General features: G+C 56.0%; 18 protein-coding genes. 5 read left to right on the top strand and 13 right to left on the bottom strand.

From position 1 onward, the window contains the following. Positions 1 to 16 precede the first annotated feature (16 nt). From flgK to EP166_RS02090, 12 genes are all read right to left on the bottom strand, one after another. On the bottom strand, positions 17 to 3,079 hold the full coding sequence (gene flgK, locus EP166_RS02145) for a flagellar hook-associated protein FlgK (protein ID WP_127555166.1): 3,063 nt from the start codon (positions 3,077 to 3,079) through the stop codon (positions 17 to 19). Between the two features lie 15 nt (positions 3,080 to 3,094). Continuing rightward, positions 3,095 to 4,060, bottom strand: a complete 966-nt coding sequence (gene flgJ / locus EP166_RS02140) for a flagellar assembly peptidoglycan hydrolase FlgJ (RefSeq protein WP_127555165.1) — start codon at positions 4,058 to 4,060, stop codon at positions 3,095 to 3,097. Positions 4,061 to 4,145: 85 nt separating this feature from the next. Beyond that, positions 4,146 to 5,234: a flagellar basal body P-ring protein FlgI gene (locus EP166_RS02135; RefSeq protein ID WP_127555164.1), complete on the bottom strand. Its 1,089-nt coding sequence runs from the start codon at positions 5,232 to 5,234 to the stop codon at positions 4,146 to 4,148. Between the two features lie 86 nt (positions 5,235 to 5,320). Then, complete coding sequence (gene flgH / locus EP166_RS02130) at positions 5,321 to 6,016, bottom strand: flagellar basal body L-ring protein FlgH (protein WP_127555163.1); 696 nt, start codon at positions 6,014 to 6,016, stop codon at positions 5,321 to 5,323. A 42-nt stretch (positions 6,017 to 6,058) separates the two neighbouring features. Beyond that, positions 6,059 to 6,844, bottom strand: coding sequence for a flagellar basal-body rod protein FlgG (flgG, locus tag EP166_RS02125; RefSeq protein ID WP_127555162.1), 786 nt, complete (start codon positions 6,842 to 6,844; stop codon positions 6,059 to 6,061). Positions 6,845 to 6,868: 24 nt separating this feature from the next. After that, on the bottom strand, positions 6,869 to 7,612 hold the full coding sequence (locus tag EP166_RS02120) for a flagellar basal body rod protein FlgF (protein ID WP_127555161.1): 744 nt from the start codon (positions 7,610 to 7,612) through the stop codon (positions 6,869 to 6,871). A gap of 250 nt (positions 7,613 to 7,862) precedes the next feature. Further along, on the bottom strand, positions 7,863 to 11,507 hold the full coding sequence (locus EP166_RS02115) for a flagellar hook-basal body complex protein (RefSeq protein WP_127555160.1): 3,645 nt from the start codon (positions 11,505 to 11,507) through the stop codon (positions 7,863 to 7,865). A gap of 98 nt (positions 11,508 to 11,605) precedes the next feature. Further along, positions 11,606 to 12,358, bottom strand: coding sequence for a flagellar hook assembly protein FlgD (locus EP166_RS02110; RefSeq protein WP_127555159.1), 753 nt, complete (start codon positions 12,356 to 12,358; stop codon positions 11,606 to 11,608). Between the two features lie 57 nt (positions 12,359 to 12,415). Further along, positions 12,416 to 12,856 (bottom strand): flagellar basal body rod protein FlgC, encoded by a 441-nt coding sequence (gene flgC, locus EP166_RS02105; RefSeq protein WP_127555158.1) that lies wholly within the window; start codon positions 12,854 to 12,856, stop codon positions 12,416 to 12,418. Positions 12,857 to 12,858: 2 nt separating this feature from the next. Beyond that, entirely contained in the window at positions 12,859 to 13,257 is a 399-nt protein-coding gene (gene flgB / locus EP166_RS02100) for a flagellar basal body rod protein FlgB (protein ID WP_127555157.1), read from the bottom strand. 368 nt (positions 13,258 to 13,625) lie between these two features. Further along, positions 13,626 to 14,450 (bottom strand): CheR family methyltransferase, encoded by an 825-nt coding sequence (locus tag EP166_RS02095; protein ID WP_127555156.1) that lies wholly within the window; start codon positions 14,448 to 14,450, stop codon positions 13,626 to 13,628. A 105-nt stretch (positions 14,451 to 14,555) separates the two neighbouring features. Beyond that, on the bottom strand, positions 14,556 to 15,512 hold the full coding sequence (locus EP166_RS02090) for a chemotaxis protein CheV (RefSeq protein WP_127555155.1): 957 nt from the start codon (positions 15,510 to 15,512) through the stop codon (positions 14,556 to 14,558). 268 nt (positions 15,513 to 15,780) lie between these two features. On the opposite strand from EP166_RS02090, the gene flgA reads away from it, so the two are divergent. From flgA to EP166_RS02065, 5 genes are all read left to right on the top strand, one after another. After that, entirely contained in the window at positions 15,781 to 16,590 is an 810-nt protein-coding gene (flgA, locus tag EP166_RS02085; protein WP_127555154.1) for a flagellar basal body P-ring formation chaperone FlgA, read from the top strand. Positions 16,591 to 16,738: 148 nt separating this feature from the next. Continuing rightward, positions 16,739 to 17,065: a flagellar biosynthesis anti-sigma factor FlgM gene (gene flgM / locus EP166_RS02080; protein WP_127555153.1), complete on the top strand. Its 327-nt coding sequence runs from the start codon at positions 16,739 to 16,741 to the stop codon at positions 17,063 to 17,065. A 48-nt stretch (positions 17,066 to 17,113) separates the two neighbouring features. Further along, complete coding sequence (locus EP166_RS02075; protein ID WP_127555152.1) at positions 17,114 to 17,605, top strand: flagella synthesis protein FlgN; 492 nt, start codon at positions 17,114 to 17,116, stop codon at positions 17,603 to 17,605. A 13-nt stretch (positions 17,606 to 17,618) separates the two neighbouring features. After that, complete coding sequence (locus EP166_RS02070) at positions 17,619 to 19,220, top strand: hypothetical protein (protein WP_127555151.1); 1,602 nt, start codon at positions 17,619 to 17,621, stop codon at positions 19,218 to 19,220. A gap of 132 nt (positions 19,221 to 19,352) precedes the next feature. Further along, positions 19,353 to 19,994, top strand: a complete 642-nt coding sequence (locus tag EP166_RS02065; RefSeq protein WP_127555150.1) for a response regulator — start codon at positions 19,353 to 19,355, stop codon at positions 19,992 to 19,994. 214 nt (positions 19,995 to 20,208) lie between these two features. Here EP166_RS02065 and EP166_RS02060 read toward each other — a convergent pair whose 3' ends face one another. After that, positions 20,209 to 23,661, bottom strand: coding sequence for a hybrid sensor histidine kinase/response regulator (locus EP166_RS02060; RefSeq protein ID WP_127555149.1), 3,453 nt, complete (start codon positions 23,659 to 23,661; stop codon positions 20,209 to 20,211). Positions 23,662 to 23,830 lie beyond the last annotated feature (169 nt).

Genomic DNA, 23,830 nt, shown 5'->3' with positions numbered 1-23,830 from the left:
GATTTAACCCTCGTATTCATCGGAAAGCCCCTAACAAGGCATCAAAGGTTTCCTGTGCGATACTGATGACCCGGGCATTGGCGTTATAGGCAAGCTGGAACTCAATCAGCCGGGCAGCCTCTTCGTCGAGGTTAACGCCTCTTACGGAATTAAGAGATTCCTCAGTGGAGGCCAGCACACCTTCAGCAGCGTCGGTCTGTATCTGAGCCTGGCGGGTTTTAGTACCCACCTGCTCCACTGCTTGGCTGTAGGCTTCGGTAAAGGTCATGCCGCCATCGCGGTTGTTGACGGTGTCGGTGGTTTCCAGGCCGACCAGATCGAGCACGTTGCGGTTGTCGCTGACACCGCCCTCGTTCCAGTTAATGGTGAATTCGTCTCCGGTTTCCGGGCGACCGCCAATCTCGAACTGAAAGCCCTGATAGGTGGACTTGGCTTCCGGGGTGCCAGTAAAAATGGCCCCCGCTTCAGGCCGGGTTTCCAGTGAAATGCCGTCGGCCATGGTGACATCGACCTGGCCACCCACGTTGACGCCCACCGTATCGTCATTCCCGGTGCCTTCCACCTTCATGAAGACTTGATACTCAAGTTCACCCCGGGCCGTAATTCGAGCCTGAACCCGGCCCGGGCTGTCGAGCAGCGCACCGATTTTGGCTTCTACCTCAGCTTTAACGTCCTCTGCGGTAGCGTGGTTGCCTTCGAGCGTGATGCGTCCAGTTCGTCCATCGGGCAGATACATCTCGTAGGTATAGGGGCCGTCTTCACTGAAATCGAAGCCGGTCAGGTTATTGAGCTGGCCACGGGTATTGCCGGCAACCGGTTCTACTGGCCAACGTTCGCCCGTGCTGATTTCGAAGGTATCGCCGGGGTCGATGGCGCCGTTGGATGGCAAAGAACCGGGAATTGGCGGCGTCCCGACGATCACATCCTGAGGTTTGTCGCCGCGCATTTCGATGAAAATGTCTTCGCCGTTTTCCTGGGTGATCGTCAGCGTGTCGCCATCGCTTTTAGCGCGAATGCCGGCTTGCTGCAGGTCGTAATGCGCATTGATGCGGTCGGCCAGGAAGTTCGGGTTCATTTCTTCCGGCAGCTCTTCCGGGTACCCGTCCATATAGATGTTCTGGTTGGGGCCCAGGTCATTTTCGGTAAGATTAAACCCGTTTACCCAGACCTCAAACGGGTTGTCTGGGTCATAGGGAGTCCCGGAGTTGGTAAAGTTGGCAATCTGCACTTCGCTGTAGGCGCGCGCGGTGACGCCGTCGACCCGGTTCAATTCACCGGCAATCTCGGCTGCGCTGGCGCCACGCGGGGTAATCAGCGTCTCGTCTTGCGTCACTTCACCGGTGTTTGGGTCGGTTCTGGAGAACACAAAGCGTTCGGAATTGATGCCATTGTAGGGCGCTACGGTTGCAGGGCCATCCAACGCCAATGCGGGGTTCTCCGGTAAGCGCGGCCGCCAGCTACTGACAATGGTCTCGCCGGGGTCGTCCGTGAACAAGGTATTGGTGACGCCCGGCACGTACTCGATGTTCTCCAGCGGCGGGTCGAGTGAGACCGGATTACCGGGGTCGCTGTTGTCGTACACGGAGTATCGGGTTGGGCTTTCGAATACGATCACCAAGGGTGGCGACAGTTGTCCGTCGGCCGAAAATATGTTGCTGTCGCGACTCAGCATGGTGCCCTGGTTGATCTCACCGGTCCCCTGATTGCCAACCCCGGTACCCGCTCGCATGGGGTAGGAGAAGGCCAGCTCAGCGGGTTCATCAATCAGCCAGTCGAGTTGGGCAGGCGCGCCGCGCAGCGGATTGATGGTGAATTCATCCCCTTCTTTGAAGTTACCGCCTTCCAGTTGAACGCGCAGGCCATCGAATTCAATCGAGTCCGGGAAGTCGCCGGTCAGAGAGCCACTGGCCACTTCAGCCCCGTCGCTTTTACGAATGACTTCATAGCGCGAATTGCCGGGGCCGGTCAGGCTTAGGGTGTAATCACTCGTGGTCAGTTCCCGTGTGTCTTCAAAGAAAACGCTGAGCACCTGGTTCCTGGGCAGGACATTATCGCTACTGCCCTGGGCCCGGCCAATGGAGGCGAGTTCCGGATCATTCATATCGTGAAAGGCGTTCTGGCCAAAGTTACCGTTCAAGTCGATGCCAAGTTTGTGCTGGTTATTAAATTCCTGCGCGAAACTGACGGCAATGCGGCCCAGATTGTTAAGCGCCGGGTCAAGTGCGTCTGAACGGAAGTTCAACAAGCCGGCGAGCTGCCCCCCGGAAATATCAGCGGTAATGTCATTGCGCTCAATCGGGCTGACAAATCGAATACCAAAGCGTTGGGGGTCTTCGGTACCCGGCACGGCTTCAATACGGTTGGCCTGGTTGGCCAGCACCAGTGCCTGACCATTACCAATGGAAATATTGAACTGGTCGTTATCGACAGTCACGTCAATGTCCATATATTCAGACAACTGTCGAACCATTTCGTCTCGCTTGTCGATCAGATCGTTAGGCGGCTGGGCGCTGGCGCTGCCGCGTGCACTGACGATCTCGTTGTTCAACGTGGCAATGCCAGCCGCGAGCGAATTTACCTGCCCTGCCATGGCCTGCATCTGGCTGTTCAGGGTTTCGTTCTGATCGGTCAGGTATTTGTGAATGGTCTTGAACCGGTCGACCAGCCCCTGGGATTCACCCAGCACCACATCCCGCGCCGGCACATAGGCCGGGTTATCCGCGCCACCCTGCAAGCTGGCGAAAAAACGGTCCAGTTGTGGCTGCAGGCCGGTGCGTTCATCGGCCAGGATGCGATCCACCTGCTCAATGTTGACCTTGTAGGCATTCAGTTGCTGAAATACGCTGGTGTCGGTGCGTTGCTGGGCAATCATGAACTGATCGGTAATGCGCCGTACCGACTGAATATCCACGCCCTGACCCACAAAACCAAAGCCTCGAAACAGGGGGCTGTTGGTATCGAGCACCACTTCCTGGCGCGAATAACCCGGCGTGCTGGCATTGGAAATGTTATGGCCGGTTACCCGAAGGGCTTCCTGTTGCGCTTTAAGACCGGTAATTGCCGTGTTCAGCAGACTCATTCTGTAGCCTCCGGCTTACGCCTGACCCGAGCTGAGAGCAGCATCGGTCGTGGACAGGCTGTTGGCAATGCGCAGAATTTTATCGGCATAGTCCGGATCGGTGGCGTAGCCGGCAGACTGTAACGAGCGAACGAACTGCTCAGAATCGGATGCCTGATCCAGTGCAGCTTGATAACGCGGGTTGGTGCTTAAAAAGTCGACGTAATCGTTGAACGACTGGGACGGGTCTTCATAGGCGCGAAAGGCATCACGAATTGAAATCCGATTGCCTTCAACGTATTCGTGCGTCTGTGTATCGGCCACCGCACCCTGCCAGCGCTGGTCAGCCTTTATGCCAAAGAAATTGAAGCTGTTGGCACCCTGGTCGTCCTTAATCATCGCCCTGCCCCAGCCGGTTTCGAGCGCAGCCTGGGCCACCAATATGCGCGGCTCCACGCCCAATCGCTGGGCGGCTTGTTCGGCATGAGGTAAGAGGGACTCAATAAAGGCTTCTGGGGATTCAAACGCCGACAGTTTATCCAGCTCAGGGTTCGTCAAATCGACACTGGATGTCGGCTCTGTTGTGTCCAGCCCCGCCGGGTCACGGCGCGCGGGTGTAACCGGCAACTCAGGGCGCATGCTGTCGTTCAATGGCTTGACATCAATGTTATGAAAGTCAGCCGGACGCTGGGGCAAATTGGCCGACATCTGCTCAAACATCACTTCCGCCAGCCCATAGCCGCCGGTTTCTGCCAGGTGCAGACTGAGTTGCTGGTCGTGCATGTCGCGGTAGAATTTGGTTTCGTTACTGCTTAACAGGTCAGAGGCCATAACATCGGTGGCATCGCGCATGCTTTTCAGCATCATGTTGATGAACATGGATTCAAATTGCTGGGCAACACCTTTCAGAGCGGCCGCATCGTCTTTACGGGCCAGCGATTTCAGACTGTTTAGGCCATTGAGATCGTTGTAGTTAAAGGCTGCGTCGATTTGTGAAGCCATGATTTGCCGCTCTATGGGTTAAACGTTGCCGGTTCACCGAGGCGAACCGTTACACTCAGTTGTGCACTCAAGATATGTGCCAGAGTCAGATAACGATCAATTCAGCCTTCAACGCCCCGGCTGATTTTAACGCCTCCAGTATCGCCATCAGATCACCCGGCGCCGCGCCCACCTGGTTCACTGCATTCACAATGTCATTCAGGGTAACGGTACCGCCGAACAGGAACATCCGGTTATCACCTTCGTCGATATTAATGTCGGTATCGGGTACGACAACGGTTTCACCATCGTTGAAGCCTTCTGGCTGACTAACTTGCAAGGCGTTGTCGATGGTAACAGTCAGGTTGCCATGGGTAATGGCAACGGGGTCAATGCGGACGTGCTGGCCCACAACGATCGTACCGGTGCGGCTGTTGATAATGACCTTGGCGGACTCTTCGCCGGGGGTGACTTCCAGGTTTTCCAGTACGCTGATGAAACTGACGCGTTGGTTGGGGTCACGCGGGGCGGTTACCCGAACCGAAGCAGCGTCAACGGCAGAGGCTGCGCCGGGGCCAAGCAGGTCGTTGATGGTTTCCGACATGCGCCGGGCAGTGGTGAAATCGGGCCGGTGCAGGTTGAACGTCAGATAATCGCCTTGCGAAAAGGTACTGTTCACACCGCGCTCAACGATGGCGCCATTGGGGATGCGCCCGGCGCTGGTGACATTCACCTGAATGGACGAGCCATCCAACCCTTCAGCGCCAAAGCCACTGACGACAAGGTTACCCTGAGCGACAGCGTAGGTCTGACCGTCCGGGCCGCGCAGCGGTGTCAGCAGCAGGCTGCCGCCGCGCAGGCTGTCGGCATTGCCGATACTGGAGACGGTGATGTCAATTTCCTGACCGGGCTTGGAGAACGGCGGCAAGGTGGCATGCACACTGACGGCAGCAACGTTCCGCAACCGCGGGTCTTCCCCTTCGGGTATGGTGATGCCGAACTGTTCCATCATGTTGCGGAAGGTCTGATTGGTGAAGGGGGCTCTGTCACCCGTACCACCCAGGCCAACGACCAGGCCGTAGCCCACCAGTTGGTTGTTGCGAACACCCTGCACCCCAGCCAGATCTTTAATCCGGTCGGCGTACGCCAGGCTGCCCAGCAGCAGTAGAACCAGTGTGATCGTGAAGCGTTTCATGGTGTCACCTTGTTGGCGGTTTAGGGCGTGCGTTGATGAATTAGCAAGTTGCGGGCCATTCAATGGCCCGCTTAGCGCATGGGTTGTTAAAACGGAAACAATGGGGAATTAAAGAACCGGGTCAGCCAACCGGGCTGACTCGCACTGGCCAGTCCGCCGGCGCCGCTGTAGGAAATGCGGGCATCGGCCAATTTCTGGCTGGAGACGGTGTTGTCCAGGTTAATGTCTTCCGGTCGCAGCATGCCCTGAATGCGAATGAACTCGGCCCCGGTGTTAAGGGTGATCCATTTCTCGCCGCGAACGCGCAGTACGCCGTTTGGCAGTACTTCCGATACGGTCACCGAGATGTTGCCGCTCAGACTGTTGCTCTGATCCGCATCGCCCCGGCCCGAGAAGTTGCGCTCTCCCTGTATAGTGGCGCTCAGCGCTTCAATCGGCGCACCTCCGGCTATAACCGGTGCGTTCAGGCCTGCTTCGCTGGATTTGGACGATGAGCTCTGGGAAGACTTGCTGCCCTGGGTTTCTTCATCCAACACAACGGTGATGATATCGCCAGTGCGCATGGCTTTCTTGTCGCCATAGAGCGACATGCCATAAGCATCGTTGAACAGAGACCCATCGTTACTCGGCGGTGGTTCCAGTGAATCTGACGGAACCGGCGCGAAATCCGGGTCCCCGGGTTTGGGCGAATCGCTGAGGGCAGTGACTTGCATAGTGCCGCATCCCGCCAGTGTGAGGGTGACGAATACGACCAAAAAACTCGGTACGCTGTGTATGTTCATGCTGTGCCCCTTTCGTTTATCAAGGCTATGCCACATCAGGTGTTACAGGTTCTGGTTAATGAAGCCCAACATCTGGTCGGCTGTGCTGACTACTTTGGAGTTCATCTCGTAGGCGCGCTGGGTTGAAATCATATCGACCATCTCTTCAACAATGGTGACGTTGGAAGTTTCCAGCGCCCCCTGAATGATGGCTCCAAACCCGTCCAGACTGGGTACACCCACCTGTGGCTGGCCACTGGCGGCCGTTTCCAGATAGAGATTGTTGCCGATGGCTTGCAACCCCGCCGGGTTAACAAAGTCGACCACGTCGATCTGCCCGATCTCGAACGGAATGTTGTCATTCTCCGAAACGGCAGTAACGATGCCGTCGTTACCCACGGTGATGGTTTTGGTTTGCTCGGGCACCTGAATGTTGGGTTCCAGCAAGTAGCCATTCGCCGTTACGATGTCGCCATCGGCATTCAGGTGGAAGGTGCCATCCCGGGTGTAGGAAATATTGCCATCCGGCATCAGCACCTGGAAAAAACCGCGACCGTTAATCGCCATATCCAGCGGTTGTTCGGTCATGTTCAGGTCGCCCTGGGTGAACATTTTTTGCGTGCCAACGGTGCGCACACCGGTACCCAGCTGCAGCCCCGAGGGGAGCTGGGTGTTTTGGGCACTCTGCCCGCCCGGCTGCCGCTGTACCTGGTAAATCAGGTCTTCAAACACCGCCCGTTCCTTCTTGAAACCGGTGGTACTGGCGTTGGCCATGTTATTCGAGATAGTGGCCAGAGCGATGTCCTGCGCCTCCAACCCGGTTTTACCTACCCATAATGCCTTGTGCATGACTTACTCTCCTGCCGGGCCCGATCAGTTCAGGCGCAACAATTGTTCAGCGGCCTGGGACACATCGTCCGATGCCTTCATCATTTTGATCTGCATTTCATATTGGCGGTTAATGGCCAGTATGTTGGTCAGTTCCGCGACGGCATTAACGTTGCTGCCCTCCACAAACCCAGAGACCACTCGCAATGCCGGGTCGCCTTCCAATACCGCTTCACCCTCTCTCGGGCGAAACAGGCCGTCGGTGCCTTTTTCAAAATTTTGCAGATCGGGATTGACCACTTTTAACGCATCAATCACCAGCATTTCGTTGGGGCCGCCACCCGCGGGGCGAATTGAGATAGTACCGTCGCCGGCGATCTCCAGCTTTTCATAAGGCGGTAAAACAATAGGGCCACCGTTACCCAGAACCGGCTGCCCCACACCGTTGATCAGTTCACCCAGGGGAGTTACCGCCAGATCGCCGCGCCGTGTATAGGCTTCGTTACCTTCGGCATCGAGCACAGATAAAAAGCCATCGCCGCCTACGGCAACATCGAGTTCGTTGCCGGTTTCAATCAGCGGACCGTCATTGAAATCGGTCGCGGGTCGCTCGGTCATCGAATAGGCGCGGGTCGGGAAATGCTCACCGTATACCGGCATTGCCCGGGCCTGCGCCCAGTCGGCCCGAAAGCCTGTGGTTGAGGCGTTGGCCAGGTTATTGGAGTGTGACGTTTGCGCCATCATGTTGTTCTTGGCGCCGGTCATTGCAATGTAGAGGGCACGATCCATACCGGACTCCTGCTGCCGCTTTAATAGACTGTACAGAGGGTATTGCGAAAGGTGTGCCAGGTTTGCTTGAACGGACGCAGGACAGAAAAGACGCGGAACCCAGGGGACGCAGAACAGGGAAAGACGTGATACAGGAAAGGACGGAATAAAAAAACGACGGCCAAACGGCAAGCTTTGGCCTGAATTGCCGGTTTGCGGAAGCGGCACTGAGCAATGCTCAACGCCGCTTCCGTTTTAAGTCACGAACCGTTTATCGTAGATTAATGATCGTCTGAGTCACGGCGTTGGCCGTCTCAATCGTCTTCGCACTGGCCTGGTAATTCCGCTGTGCGATGATCAGATGCACCAGCTGCTCGGAGAGATCTACGGTTGAATCTTCCAGGGCCGCTGATTGCAAATTGCCCAGCAAACCGGTCCCTGGTTCACCAATGGTCGCATCACCGGAGGCGAAGCTTTCTTTCCATTCGGTGTTACCGACCGGATCGAGCCCCTCATTGTTGGCAAAACTGGCCAATGCCACCTGCCCGAGCACCTGCGCTTCGCCGTTGGTGTAACGGGCGAAAATGATGCCATCGTCCCCCACTTCAAGATCCTGCAGCCGGCCACTGGCGTAACCATCTTGCTGGAAATCATAGCGGGCGAATGGACCACCGTACTGAGTCGTGCCATCGAACGAAATCGCGAAGTTCGAGTTGACGTTCGGGTCAGGGATCGGCAATCGACCACCCTGCGCCTCAGGCAAGCCAACATAGGCACCGGTCGGTTCTCCGGTTTCCGGGTCGATCGGGCTCCAGTTGGAGATCAGGAACTCGCCCGTGTTTTCCTCGTCGATGGTGCCATCCGGATTAAAGAACAGCTGGAAAGATGCCATGCTTGGTTCGGTGTTTTCCGGAAATGGCAAACTGGTATCCGGGTCACCAACATTCTCCCCATCAATCTGGGCATAAACCGTCCAGGAGTTGAGCGCATTGGGCCGGTTTTCATCACCCGGATTCTTGACGTAAAACAACTGCAGCTGGTGCTGGTTGCCAATGGAATCGTAAATTGGCAGAGACGCAACTTCGTTGTAGGTTGAGGTATCATCCGGGTTGAAAGCGTTAATGGTGTAGTCTTCAAAACTGCTGTCGGTCAAACCATTGAACAGGCCAGTGACCCGAGGGTCTGGCTCGATCATGGTGTAGCCTTCGTTCAGAATGATGTCGACAAAACCACCAATCTTGGCGTTTACCTCCGCATCAGGCTCGCCGCCAAGGACGACCGGTGCGGTGCCCTGAAAACCCTGAACCGTTAAGGTGTCATTGTCATTGGGCGAGTCAATGGAAACCGATACATCAATACCGGTTGAAGACGTAATAACGATGTCCCCCGTGTCATCATCGAGCGCAGCGGTGATACTGTTCAACGATGATTGCTGATACTGGTTTATCTCATCAACCATGTCCTGATAAGAGTTAGCCGTAATCCGCTGACCGTTGATGATGATGTCCATATCTCCGGAATTGCCGTAGTTTTCAGCCAGCAGGCGAACCTGGGTTTCAGCTTCTGCATCTACGCCAGCTTCTTCACTGAGTAAAGCGGCAATCTCAGCAGCAGTGGCCCCTTCCGGAATGGTAATGGGCGTTCGCTCATCAGCCTCTTCATTGAACAGCACCAGTGATTGTTCCGGGTAGCCATTGGTGATCGCGGCTTCACCCACTTCCAGGTAATTGGCGTCGAATGAATCAACCTGCAACAGGGCGTAGAGTTGCCCAACGTCCAGATCATCGCCCGGCGCCAGAATGTTGGTGACCGACACGATGGCCGCCTCACCTTCCTGAATGGCGACAAACTGCAGCTTCTTGTTGTCATTCTCATCACGCACGACTTCAGCCTGAACGCCGATGTAATCTTCTTCAGGAACGGCGGCCAACTCACGGTTAATAGCCGCTGCGAGCTGATCGACCGACAGAATGGTTTCATCCAGGCTAATGACGACAGAGCCGGACCGGTTATCTTCATCCGGCGCGGGCACGGTCAGGTTAACTCTAAAGCTGTGGCTGCGGTCAACCGGTTCGGTACCAACCGTTTTGGTGCTGCTGGCGAAGCCCAGCGCATCAATTGATTCACCGGTCGCAGGGTCGGCGACATCAATGTCTATCGGAAATTCACCAATATCGGTGCGCTCGAGCGAGAGGCGACCGTTCACATGAGAGGCACTCACTTCACCTGCCAGCCCCGGTGTGGTTTGAATCTGGGTATTAATCTGATCAATCAGTTCGTTGTAGCTGGCATAGCTGCCCGGCGGAATGGTAATGGTCAATGGAGCGCCGCCATCCACAATGACATCGAGCTGGTTGTTAAAGGGCGTGTCCGGCTCACCCAGTACGCGGGTTGGCGCTGGTGAAGAAGACACCGCCATACCCACGGTGTTCATGTTGATGGACGACGTTGTAGCACCCGCATTGTGAACAATACTGATGTCTTCCGGCCCAATGCCAACCGCTGTACCTGTGCTTAATACCAGCCGGTTGGTGGCACCGTCCACATTGGCATTGATGGTGTTGGCACCCAGCGCACCGTTAACCGCTGTTTCTATTGCCGTCGCAAAGGCCGCCTGGTTGGCATACCCGCCAGCGGGAACCGTCATGGTCACGGCACTGCTCAGGGAGCCCACGTTAATATTAAAGGCAATATCGTTACCCGCATCGGCGTTGGCAAACGGGTCGGTATTATCGAGTGTGTTCAGGGTTGTACCACTGGTCAGGGTGGTATTGGTGCCAGGAATGAAGTTGTTGTACTCAAGCTCCATCTGGTCGTTACCCTGGATATTGGCGGCCTGGCCGGGATCAGACGTCAGGTCAATAAAGCCACCTGCGGTAAAGAGCTCGGTACCGGCGACCGGTGAGGTAACGGTCGGAGTTGCAAAGTTCATCCAGCCTGCGTTCAGCAAGGTGCCGGTTGAGTTAACCAGGCCAACAAATGAAGTTCCATCGGTGGCATAGGGTCCATTAGTTTCAAAGGTAATCGTGCCTGCCGGGTTCTCGACCGCCCGGATCTTGCCCGCCAGATCGGAATCCGATTGAATGCTGCCATTAAGAGCGGAGACCATATCGGCCACGCTGTTGTAGGTAGCCGTGTCTCTGAACGGCTGCAGATTCGCGGTAAGGGGAGCAGTGCCACCATTGATGTTGGGGCCCTGAATGGTGACATCGAATGTCCAGGAGGCTTCAACGGCGCTGGGCGTCCAGGGCAGGCCAACACCAACCGGGTCACCCTGGTACGTTGCCGCACTGCCTGCCGTCGTCGGAAAGCCAACGGTGGACAGGGTTGAATTGGTATCGACCAGTGAACCGGTCTGCGCTGCACCAATGGCCAGCCCGTTGGTGCGGGTTATGGTCCCATCCTGTTGCAATACCTGCGCACCGGCTGGTACGTTCACACGCGAATCCACATCGTGAGTGCCGCGCGGAGGCTGGTTACCGGTATCGACTTCAAGATCTGTCAGCACCCCATTCACAATACCGTTTTCATCAACGCCAAAGCCTTGCAACTTGGCTCCGGTGTTGCCGGTAATAAACCCTTGTTTGTCGACACCAAAAATACCGGACCGGGTATAGGTGACAGAGCCGTTCGGGTACTCCATTACGAAGAAACCGTTGCCATCAACCGCCAGGTCCAGTGCCGAGTTGGTTTGACTGATATTGCCCTGATCAAACTTTTGCCCGATGTTGCTGACGCGCACACCGGCACCGGCTTTATCCTGACCGTAGCCGAGGAAGGAGTTGGTGTAGGCATCACCAAATTCGGTACGACTGCTTTTGAAGCCCGTCGTACTGGCGTTGGCAATGTTGTTGCCGGTGACTTGAAGGTCTTTGTTTGCGGCGGCGATGCCGCTCAGGCCAGTACCAAAACTCATGGGTTGCTCCTCGCACTGCGCTGTTCAAATCCGGGATGATGCCATCACCGGTAACGGTTCCTGATGTCTTGCTCGGTCGCTTTATTTACCAGCGCCGATCAGTACACCTGATTAATCTGTTTCACATCAGCCATGGTAATGTTGCCGCCACCGGCCAGGTTCAGCTGCAGGTCACTGTCTTGCCCCAGGGTGACGGAGTCGACCCGTGCGCTGGTATGTGTACCCAGAGCCTGCTGTTCACCGGCCACATTGCCGACCACGCTGAACCGGTAAACACCGGCATCGTGCGGAATGATGTTGCCGTCGTCATCGGTCGGAAATTTGTCGTAGTCAATATCGGCCATTTCACCGTTGACCTCGAGGTTGGCCCCATCCCATTTGAAACTCAGTTCGCCCGCCGGCTGATTACCCAGCGCAACCGACTCAATCATCTCGCCTTCACTATTGGTGATTTGCAGCATCATACCGCTGGCGCCGGATGGCACATCGGCCATGCCAAATACCAGCTCACCATGGCGCAACAAACTCTCCTGATTGCCTTCAATGGTGACGGCACCACCGACCAGAGAGCTGGCTTGCAATGCCTGAGAAGATTTGTAGGAGTTCGATAATGACTCGAACCCCTTGCTCATGTTCTGAATACCTTCGACCTGGGAGAACTGCGCCAGCTGGGCGACAAACTCCGCATTGGCCTGAGGTTCAAGCGGGTTCTGGTTATTCAACTGAGCGATCATCAGCTTCAGAAAATCATCTTTTCCCAGCTCGTTGGACGTATTTTCCTTGGGCTTCTTCTGAGCAATGTCGTATTGGCTCAGCGCCCCGGCACCGGTTACGTCGTTCATGTCAGCCATGATGATTCCTCTTGTGAGCGTTCTGGCCGCGGCTATGGTTGATCGGGTTCATCTCGTTTACTGCCCCATCGTCAGCGTTTTCTGCAGCATGGTTTTGGCCGTGTTGAACACCTCAACGTTGACGGTAAAGCTGCGTTGGGCGGAAATCATGTCTGCCATTTCCTCTACCACGTTGACGTTCGGGTAGTAGACATACCCCTGCTCATCCGCAAACGGATGGGTGGGGTCGTAACGGATGTCGAGCGGATCCTGTTTTTCAACAATGGCGCGAACGTTAACGCCCTGTCCCACATCGTGGTCCAGATCCACATCGGACCAGTCGCGGTCGATACCGGCCTGTTGCAGCACCTGAAAAATCGGTTTGCGCGCCCGGTAGGTGTCTTCCTCACTGGAGCTAACACTCTGGGCGTTGGCCAGGTTACTGGCGGTGGTATTCAGCCGGATGGACTGGGCATTCATGCCGGTGCCGGCGATATTAATTATGTTCGACAGTGACATGGTTATTGCCCCTTGATCGCGTTGGTCAGGCCTTTGAATTTACGATTCAGAAAATCAAAACTGGCGTTGTACGACATCGCATTCTTGGTGAACTCGGCGTTTTCAACGTTTGAATCCACGGTATTGCCGTCAATCGAGGGCTGATAAGGGTTACGATAGAACAGCTCGGCATCACCACCCGACTTGCCGGGAATGTGGTTGGCCTGGGTCCGGTTAACTTCAAGGTTCTGGGTACGCTGAACTTCGCCGCTCAGTATGGCCTTGAAATCAATGTCACGGGCCTTGAACCCCGGAGTATCTGCATTGGCCAGGTTATTGGCCAGCACCTCGGAACGCCGGGCACGCACCAGCAAAGCGTCGTCATGAATACCCAGTGAATTGTTAAAGCCCAGTGCCGCCATGATGGAACCTCATTGCCGTTTTTCTGAATTCACAGAAGGTATTGCAATGGGAATGCCAAGTTATTAAATCCTTATAAATCAATAGGTTATGGACACAAGAGAATGGCACAGCGGCAAAGCGGCAAGCCTTGACCGATGAAGCGGAGAAGGTGGACAGAAGCCGGATGAGGGTAGCTTGGTTGAGCTGGTGTTATTCGGACTGGCGTGGGGTAAGGCCTGAAAAGCCCTCCTACCCAGCCCTCATCCATGAGACGAGGGCGAAGAGTTGGAGCGAGGGGGATGGCGCAGCTGTCTCTACGTGCGACTTCGATCAGGTTGCGGCACCACCGGGCAGAACGATGGCCTTTCACGCCCACCTGACCAGCAACTCACCGCTTACGGTAAATAATGCCAGGCCGGCAATGCACCATCTCATAGAGGTCGTTCAGGCCGTTGACGGCCTCCGAGGCCCCAACCAGTAGATACCCGCCCGGATTCAGAGTGGCGTGAATGCGGGAGAGAATGTCGCGTTTGAGGTCTGCGGTAAAGTAGATCAACACATTGCGACAGAAAACGATGTCGAATTTGCCGAGCAAGGCGTAGCTGTCCTGCAGGTTAAGAGAGCGGTATTCAACCCGCTGGGCAATGCCTGGCTTGACCTTCCAGCGCCCATTGGGGGCTTCGACAAAGTGTTTCTTCAGTCGCTCCGGATCCAGGCCGCGGCCAATGGCCAGCATGGCGTATTCGGCCGACTTGGCGGCATCCAGTACCGAGGCGGAAATGTCGGTCGCGACGATTTTCTCGCCACCGCTGACCAACCGGTTCCGCGCCTTGTATTCTTCGATCATCATGGAGATTGAATAAGGTTCTTGCCCTGTTGAGCAGGCGGCCGACCAGATTCGCAACGGGCGGGCGCCGCGTTGCTGATAGAACTCTGGCAACAGTTTTTCTTCCAGAATCCTGAACGGGTGTATATCGCGAAACCAGAGGGTTTCATTGGTGGTCATAGCGTCAATGACCTCAGCGCGCAACTTTTGGCCACCGGGTCGCTGAATCGCTGTCACCAGATCTTGCAGATTGGTGATGTCGGCTTGCTGCAGTATTTTCCGCAGTCGGCTCGACACCAGATACTGCTTGCTGGCACCCAGACATATGCCACTGTGCTTTTCCAGGTAGTCACAAAATGCCTGGTACCCTTTTTCAACGTCGACCATTAATCCCTGTACTCCTGGCCCCTGGGCACTGAGTTTGCTGACCTGTCAGCCTGATTTTGTCCTTACTCGTCCGACCGGGCGAGAAGAGCCTGATTGCCTGTTGTTTCATGCCTCTCCTTCGATCGCTGGCAAATTACCACCCAGGTTGGTGATCCGTTCTATCACCAGCTGGGCCAGCATATCAGGCTGGAACTTGGCCAGAAAATCGTTGGCACCCACTTTTTGCACCATCGCCTTATTAAAGACGCCACTCAGCGAGGTGTGCAATACGATGTAAGCCTCTTTGAGTTGGGCGTGGTTGCGGATTTCATGAGTCAGGGTGTAGCCATCCATTTCCGGCATTTCGATATCAGAGATAATAATCGGGTAGCGCTCAGTCGGTTGCACGCCTTCGTCAATCAGGGCCAACAAGTGATTCAACGCTTCACGCCCGTCGTTGAGCGCTACGACCGTCAAACCGATTTTCTCCAGGGTGCGTTGAATTTGCTTGCGTGCAATCTTGGAGTCATCAACGATCAGCACTTGTCTCGACACGGCACTGGCGGCGACTTCAGGGGTCAGCAAGTCTTCATTGAAGTCTTCCTGCATGGGCGTGACATCCGCCAGAATCTTCTCGACATCAATGATTTCGACCAGCTTGTTATCGTATTTGGTCACCGCGGTCAGAAAATGATCGTGGCCAGTGCCTTTGGGTGGTGGCTGCACATCTTCCCAGTTGATGTTGATGATGCGCTCCACTCCCTGAACCAGGAAGCCCTGACTCTTCATATTGTATTCAGTGATGATGGTGAACTTGTCTTCAATATGTTCTATCGGCGCATTGCCTGTGGCCACGCTCAGGTCGAGAATGGGGATGGTGCCGCCGCGAATATGGGCAACGCCCTTCACCACCTTGCTGGACTGCGGCATCTGAGTCAGCTTGGGGCACTGGAGCACTTCTTTGACTTTAAAAACATTAATGCCATAAATTTGATCGCCATTGAGGCGGAACAGCAGCAGTTCCAGGCGGTTTTGCCCGACCAACTGCGTACGCTGGTTCACACTGTCCAGAACACCGGCCATAGGATTCTCCACTGATAATACTGTTAACTGCCGGACACCGAGTCCGACTCCCGCCGCGAATCCACGACAGTCGGTACAGCCTTTGTAGAAAGGTCGGCACAGCCCTTGCAGAAGGACTGTAGCACAGGCGCTGCCCGAACCCTTTCGTCAATTTACTGGCGAATGCACCAGCGGCATTTTCAGCCCACTGGCAACGAATTGCCAGCAAGCGTCCTTTAATCGGTGACTTTTCACCAAGCATAGTCGGCAATCGTCCAAGGACAACTGCATGATCAGACATTTATACCTATCGGCGGATGTTTCAGAAGGTTTAACCGGGCGAGACCGGTCAGACCTGGCGTCTCGCGCTGTTGGTAAACCGGGCATCACAATCGCCGGAGTGATCCTGACCATAGCCAGCCTGGCTTTTACGGCCAATGCGACTGAAACGATCAATCTGACGGCGGGCCAGCAGATTACCCAGACCGTGGAACAATCGCTACTGGAGCGCGTCAGGAACGATCACCCGAACGTTCCTGACGAACAGATATCAACAACCATTACCGTTAACGATGCCACGGCCAATCTGGCACCCTGCCCCGCTCCCTTGCAGGTCGATTGGCGTGGCAGTTCGTTATCCAACCGGCTGACACCCCGAGTTGCCTGCGAAAGTCTGGGCTGGCAGGTCTATATTCCAGTTGGGCTGACGGTGAATGTTCCTGTGGTCGTGACCGCGCGCAGCCTGTCGCGCGGCCAGCGCCTGTCGCCGGCTGATATGAGCCTGGCGATGACGGATGTCTCCTCGCTTCGCCATGGACACTATAGCAGTGCAGCCGAACTGAGCGGGTACGAAGTGGCCCGTAACCTGACGCAGGGCACGGTGATCACGCCCTATGTGGCCAAACCGCCGGTGATGATCGAGCGGGGAGACCGCGTTATCATATACGCCACGGGGGCCGGCCTTTCGGTACAGACGGAGGGTGAGGCACTCAGAGAAGGGTCCCAGGGGCAACAGATTCCCGTCAGAAACCTGTCATCCCGGCAAACCATTCATGCCTATGTGAAATCGAAAGGCGTGGTCGAGATCCATACCCAGTGAGGGCGACGCCACCGACTGGCTGGTTTTTAACCAATTTGATACAGTGATTGAAGAAAAAGCTGACTTTTTTCACAAAATTCACTCAAGTTTCTGAAGCCAGGGCCGCTACCCCCTTCAGGAAAAACCAACTTCACATGAGGTGAGCACAATGGCCATTAATCTGAACGGCCTTTCATCGGGACAAACCGGGTCTGCAAAGAGCCGCGAAAGCGACAACGCTGCGTCGACCAAAAAAGCTGGCACAGAAAGTGCTGGAGCTGTAAACAAGAGTGATAGCGGCAAGAACACAGACGATGTGGTCAAGCTGTCGGATCGCGCTGAGGTATTGCGCACCGTCAACAACAAGGTGCAGCAATTGCCAGACATCGACCAGGAAAAGGTCGATCGCATTCGAACCGCCATTCAAAACGGTGATTACTCTATCGACTATAATAAGCTGGCGGCCGCCTTTCGACGCTTCGAGTCGGGCCTTTGATCGTTTAAGGGTTCAGGCAGTCGCCGGGTTAACCGCGGGGACAGGACCATGAATACCGAAACGCTCAACGCCCTGCAGGCGGCGCTCGCCAGGGCGCTCGATGCCAGCCATGCATTTGAACCACTCCTTGCCGATGAACACCAGGCCTTGAAAACCGGTGATCTGACGTTGCTGTCCGCTGTTCTCGATCGAAAGTCCTCCCTGACTGACACCCTGCTCACCGCCTCGGAAGCCCTGCTCGCCTGGTGTTCCAACCAGGGTATCGAGCCCGACTACCCGGCTTTTCACGCCTGGTGCGAACAACAGCTGGACGCCGCGCAACAAGCCCCGCTGCTGACCCAATGGCAAACACTGAAAGCGAGCCTGGACGAAAATAGCCGCTCTACCGCTGTGAACCGGCAAATGCTGGCCTCCCTGTCGGCGCGGAATCAGGCGCGCCTGACTCTGTTGAAAAACCTGGTCGGTGCTACCGACACCTATTCCGCTTCGGGTACTCAATCGCTCAATGATGGCCAGCGTCGCTGGGTCGATCAGGTCTAGGGCAGCGCCGTCTATGTTTATTGATCAAATGACCCTGTTCATCATCGCGGAGATTGCCGTGGTGTATGTGGTCATCACGATCTTCCTCTTTTACCGGCAACGGCTTTACCATGTGCTGGTCGCCATACTCAAAGAGATGCGCTGGGAGAAATTGCGCCGACAGCAGGAGAAACAACAGGAAATCGCAGCCTTGCGGGCTCAGAACCGCAAGCTAACCCAGGATTTCAAATCGGCACAAGTGGCGGCCGACAGCGCCGGCAAGACCATCCCGGAGCAACTCAAACACCACCTGAACACCCTGGAAGCCGAATTGACGGAAGCCGGGAACGACCTGCATCGCACCCCTGAACCGGACGAACCGGCCCATATTCACTGGCTTCGCCGTCGTATTCTGGACCTGGAACAAAAGCTACTCGCCGGCGAGATCGACGATGAGGAGTGGGCACACCAGGCGCACCAGGTATTAAAAGATAGCGGCCTTGAACCCGCCCGCGAGGCGCGTCAGGAAGGAGCCGACTCGGAACTGGGCAAAGACCAGCTCACCCGGGACCTGAAACAGTACGAAGCCCAGTATGCCGCTGCTCGCGACAGGATCCGGCTGCTCGAGCAGGAAATGAACACCCTCAAGTCCATTAACACGGCCAGCCCAAGCAATTTTGAGCGCCCGCAAAAAGGCACGTACGCCGATGAGATCTACAAGCTTAAGTGCGACAAGTACGACATGCAGGAGACGATTAACCAGCTGTCGCTGAAATTGCAGCAAATCGACCCGGATGGCGACGAGTACGCCAACCAGCAAGCGGAGTTGATTCAGGCGCTGAACCGCTATGTCAAAGAGGCTGATGTCAGCGTCAACCTGATGGAGAAGGAACTGGAAGCCGCCAATCATGAGAATGAAGAACTCGAAACCGAGGTTCACGGCCTGAAAAATCGCCTGAAAGACCTGCAAGTAGGCGGCCCCAAAGCGGTGAACCCGGATCATGTCAAAAAGCTGACCTCCAACTCCTCCAGCCAGGCAGAGTCAGTCGCCAGCCTGCGCGATGCACTGGAACAACTGCGGTCAGGCAACGATCCGGAGCGCGCCATGCAGGTTCAGGACGATGAAATCAGCCGGCTGGAATTGCTGGTGCGGGATTCAGAATCGTGCGTTGCCATGCTGGAAATGGAGTTGCAGCAAGCCCAGCAAGCGCTGGAGGAGCTCAATGCACAGCCGGTCGATACCGGAGCACCCGAAGCCGAGAGTTCTCAAGCCGCCACCTCAGAGGAGTTCGAGACGCTCAGCGCTCAGATTCAACTCAGCCTGGATACCTTGCGCAACCTTGTGGACGACCTGCGTGAAGGAGCCGACACCGACGACATACTCCCGGCTCAGGAAAAGGAAATCGATCAACTGCAAGCTCTGCTTCGCTCCACTGAGACGCTGGTTGCCGAACTGAGCACCCGCACCGAGCAGGTCAATGCCCGGGATACCCGGGCAGAAAGCAACGAAGACATTGAAGAGATGGAAACCCTGGTCAAACAATTCATGTCTGACTCGCAAACCATGCTGCAACGCATCAAAGAACTGGAACAGAACCAGCGCGACGACGACCCGGCTTCCGTTAAGGCAGGTTAGATGGTTGCCGCATTCCCACCCAGGTCACGCCTCCTACCTTAGGAGGAGGGCCGCCGCTCCAGCGCTAAACTCCCACCTGAAAGTGCTACACTGCCCGTCAATAAAAACGACAACAACGACGCTGTGAATGCCATGACGGATACCCTTCAAGTTCTGATCGCCGACGACCATCCGCTGTTCCGCAATGCGCTGTCTGAAGCCCTGTCGAACACCGGAACTGCGGTCACGATTCAGCAAACCGACACCCTACAATCGACACTGTTCCACCTGGAAAATAACACCACCGACCTGCTGTTGCTTGATTTAAAAATGCCCGGTAGCGAAGGCTTACTCGGCCTGATTCAGATACGAACCCGCTTTCCGGAGGTTGCAGTGGCGGTCATCACCGCCAATGAGGCCAGCAGAACCGTAGCGCACGTAAAGGCTGCGGGCGCACTCGGGTATCTGCCCAAATCGCTGTCTCTCGAACAACTGGTAGATGCATTGCGAGCGCTGATCAGCGGCAAGGGGTATTTCCCCGCCAACCACCAGGCCGACAGTCACACCATCGATGAAGACATCGACGCCATTACCAAACTCGCCAGCCTGACCCCCAAGCAGCAACATGTGCTGGCGCTGATTGCCCGTGGGTACCTGAACAAACAAATTGCCTACGAGCTGAGCGTCAAGGAAACCACCATCAAAACGCACGTTTCCGAAATATTCCGCAAGCTCAATCTGTATAACCGCACCCAGGCCGCCATGTATAACCAGTATTTGGAAGTGCCTGAGTAGGTGACCTACCTACTCAGTTTCGGAGTTCGTTGCAGAAACGAGCGGCGGGTGCTGGGTGAGCCCTTGTGGGGAAGTTCGCAACATGGAGTTTGCGGTCTGGGCCGAGACGTCGGACCGTCATGGACAAATTCACGCCGACCCTACAAGGGCACACCCTGTGCCCGGCGCGGACCAATGCCTCCCCAGCGGACCCGAACTCCGAAACGTGGATGAACTATCGCAACAAAGACGCCAGCAAAGCCCGCAATTGCAGTGGCCGAACTGGTTTTTTCAATAAGCGATAGCCCCGCTTCTCGATCGCCTGGCGCACTTCTTCCGTGTAATCCGCGGTGATCATAATCACCGGCACGTCGGCCAGACCCTGATTGTGCCAGGCTTCCAGCACGCTTAGCCCGGTTAACGTCTGGTCCAGATGGTAATCCATGACGATCAGGTCCGGCTTTTGTTCAAGGGCCATGTCCCAGGCCTGTTCTGGCTGGCTGGCCACCGAAACACTGAAGCCCCACTCGGCCAGCAGACTGTTCATGCCTTCCACAATCTGCACTTCATTATCGACACAGAGAATGTGATACCCCTGGTGGGAACCGGCCGCCGGTACCGCTGCTTTACCGGTCGCTATGCCGGCAGACGCCAGCGGCAATTCAATGCCGAACATACTGCCCCGCCCAAGCTCACTGCGCACCGTGACCGGGTGTTCGAGTAATACGGACAAACGCCGAACGATGGCCAGGCCCAAGCCCAGACCGCGCTCTTCACTCTGGGTGTCTGGCAGTCGATGAAACTCCTCAAACACTTCCGATTGTTGCTTCTCGGTCAGGCCCGGGCCGGTATCCCAGACTTCAATGCGACACCAGGCTCCGTGTCGCCGCACGCCCAGAGTGACCCGGCCACGCTGACTGTAGCGCAAGGCGTTGCTGAGCAGATTTTGCAGCATGCGCCGCAACAACCGGGCATCGCTGAGCACCCAGAGCGAGGTTCTAACAAAGGTCAGGTGAATGCCCCGGTCTCGCGCCAGCACGTCAAACTCCTCGTGAAGCGAGGCCAGCACGCTGGCCAGAGAAATGGTTTCCGGGTTCGGGTGAATGATGTGCGAATCGAGCTTGGAAATTTCCAGCAATTCGCCCAGCAAGTTGTCGGCAGAGTGCAGGGAACGCTCGATCTGCTCAGCCAGGCCAAGCAGTTCCGGCGTCTGGTCCAGGCGTCGCAGCTTGGCTTGCAGGCTCGCGGCAAACAGGGCAGCTGAATTCAGCGGCTGCACCAAATCGTGCCCGGCGGCGGCCAGGAATCGGGTTTTATTGGTGTTGGCTTTTTCCAGTTCGGTGTTGGTCAACTGCAGTGCCTCGGTGCGTTCAGAAACTTTTTCTTCCAGCATATCGTTGCTACGGCGCAATTGATCTTCAATACGACGGCGGTCGGTAATGTCCGAATAGACTGTGATGTAACCGCCGTCTGGCATTGGGTTCCCCTGAATTTCCAGGTAACTGCCATCCGGCCGCTTGCGCTCAATCCGATAGGACGATCCTGCCTTGAGGTGGCCCAGACGTCGTTCAACCAACTCACCAAGATCCCCGTCCCCCAGTTCGCCTTTCATTGCGTTGTGCCGAAGCAACGCCTCCACGGGCTGCCCCGCTTGCAGCATGCCCTCAGGGTACCGGAACATGCGCTGATACTCCTGGTTCCAGGCCACGATGTTCAAATCACGATCGACAATGCTAATGCCCTGGCTGATCGACTGCAGCGCCGAGTTGAGCAAGTCACGGTTGAACTTCAGCACCTGGGAGGCTTCATCCACCATGGTCGATAAATGCCGCCACTGCCCTGTCATCGGTTGGTCGAAGCGCTCAAACAACAAACGGGTCGCGGGAGCCCCCAATACCGATGACAGAGAACGCTCTGCCTGGTAAAGCAAATCGTCATCGGCGGTATGATCGGTCAGCAAACGGCCATTGAGCGGGTTGGTGTAGCGCGAGAACAATCGGTGCAATTTATCGGCGCTCATAAAACGCCCCAGCAACAGGTGCAGATCACCAATCGACACGGTTCGACTGGCGTTTTGCAGCAAGCCCGAATCGGACCGGTTGGCGTGCACAAACAGCGAGGCCTGCATCCGGTCTTTCAGGGTTTCCCGGCCAAAGGCAGAGCCGAGCAGCAGCCCCAGTACGTTCATCGCCAGGCTCCAGGCGGTGCCGTGCACGATGGGGTCGAGTCCCTCAACACCCATCAACGCCTGAGGCCGCAGAAAGCTCAGGCCAAACAGGCCGTTCATTAGGGTATCGGGCATCAAACCGGCGCGAATCAGCAATGGAATCAGCAAGGTATAGAACCAAACCGCCGACCCAAGCCCCAGCCCCCAGAGCACGCCTTTGCGGTTCATCGCTGTCCAGTACAGGCCCAAAAATAACGCCGGAGCAAACTGGGCCACCGCAACAAAGGAGACCAGACCAATCGCCACCAACCCTTCAAAGGCGACGATCAGCCGGTAATAGAAAAAGGCGGCAAGCACGATGAGCATGATGCCCAAACGCCGCAACCAGACGACGCGGCGGCCCAGATTGGGCGCATCGGCAGACCACCAGCCAAGACGAATCAGCCCGGGCAGAAGGATCTCATTCGAGAGCATGGTGCTGAGCGCAATGTTGGCCACAATCACCATCGACGTCGCCGCCGACAAACCGCCGATAAAGGCCAGCACCACCAGATCATCCCGCCCCATCATCATCGGCAGAATCAGCGTCATGTATTCCAGTTGCTCCGGGTTGGTCGAAAAGTACTCATACCCGACCAGCACCATGGGCAGCACAAAAAGGTTAATCAGCACCAGGTAGAGTGGGAATATCCAGCGTGCCATGCGCAGGTCGCGCTGATCGCGGTATTCCACAACCGCCACATGAAATTGCCGTGGCAGAGCAATGATGGCGACAACGCCCAGCATGACCTGGGTTGTGTAAATATAAGGACTGCTGAAATCGGTCATAATCGACCAGATCTCCGGTGTATTCACCGCCGTTTTAACCACCTCGGCAAAGCCACCACCAACGGCATAGACCGCCCAGTACCCCAGCACCAGAAAGGCAAAGAGTTTGACCACCGATTCAAAGGCAATGGCCAGCATCATGCCAGGGTGGTGTTCAGAGGTATCCAGATGGCGGGTGCCGAACAGCAGCGTAAACAGCCCAAGAATCAACGATACATACAGAGCCGAATCGTTGTACCAGAACTCGCCCGCTGTGATCGTTGGCGCGACCACATTGAAACTCACCGAAATGGCTTTCAACTGCAGCGCTACATAGGGAACGATCCCGACCAGGGAGATCAACGCAACAAACACGGCGACAGCCCGGCTATGCCCAAAACGACTGGCAATAAAGTCGGCAATGGTGGTCACGTTCTCGCGTTTGGCGACCTGCACCACTTTTAGCAAAAACGCATAACCCACCAGAAACAGCAGAATGGCACCGACATGCGAAGGCGCAAAGGCCCAGCCATATTCAGCAAACTGACGTGTAGCCCCGTAGAACGTCCAACTGGTGCAGTATACCGCCAGCGACAAGCTGTACACCCAGGGCTGCCAGCGACGGGCGACCGGATGCCGGTCACCATAGAGTGCGATGACGAACAACAGGATGACGTAGAGCAGCGAAATAAGGATGAAAAACGTCGGTGACATCCGGGAGCGGGTCCTTTGGTCGGGAGTCAGACAGCGGCTTCGTCACTGGTTACATTTGGATTACATTGCTCTTTGCATTCAGTGTCGAGCTACCGGGTAGGCCTGTCCGGGGCCGGCGTGAACCCATCCATGGGGCCTGGACCGCAGCATCCCTGCTGCGGACCTCCCC

Source organism: Saccharospirillum alexandrii (assembly GCF_004000275.1).
Taxonomy (GTDB): Bacteria; Pseudomonadota; Gammaproteobacteria; order Pseudomonadales; family Natronospirillaceae; genus Saccharospirillum; species Saccharospirillum alexandrii.
This window is presented reverse-complemented; position numbering and strand designations above follow the sequence as displayed.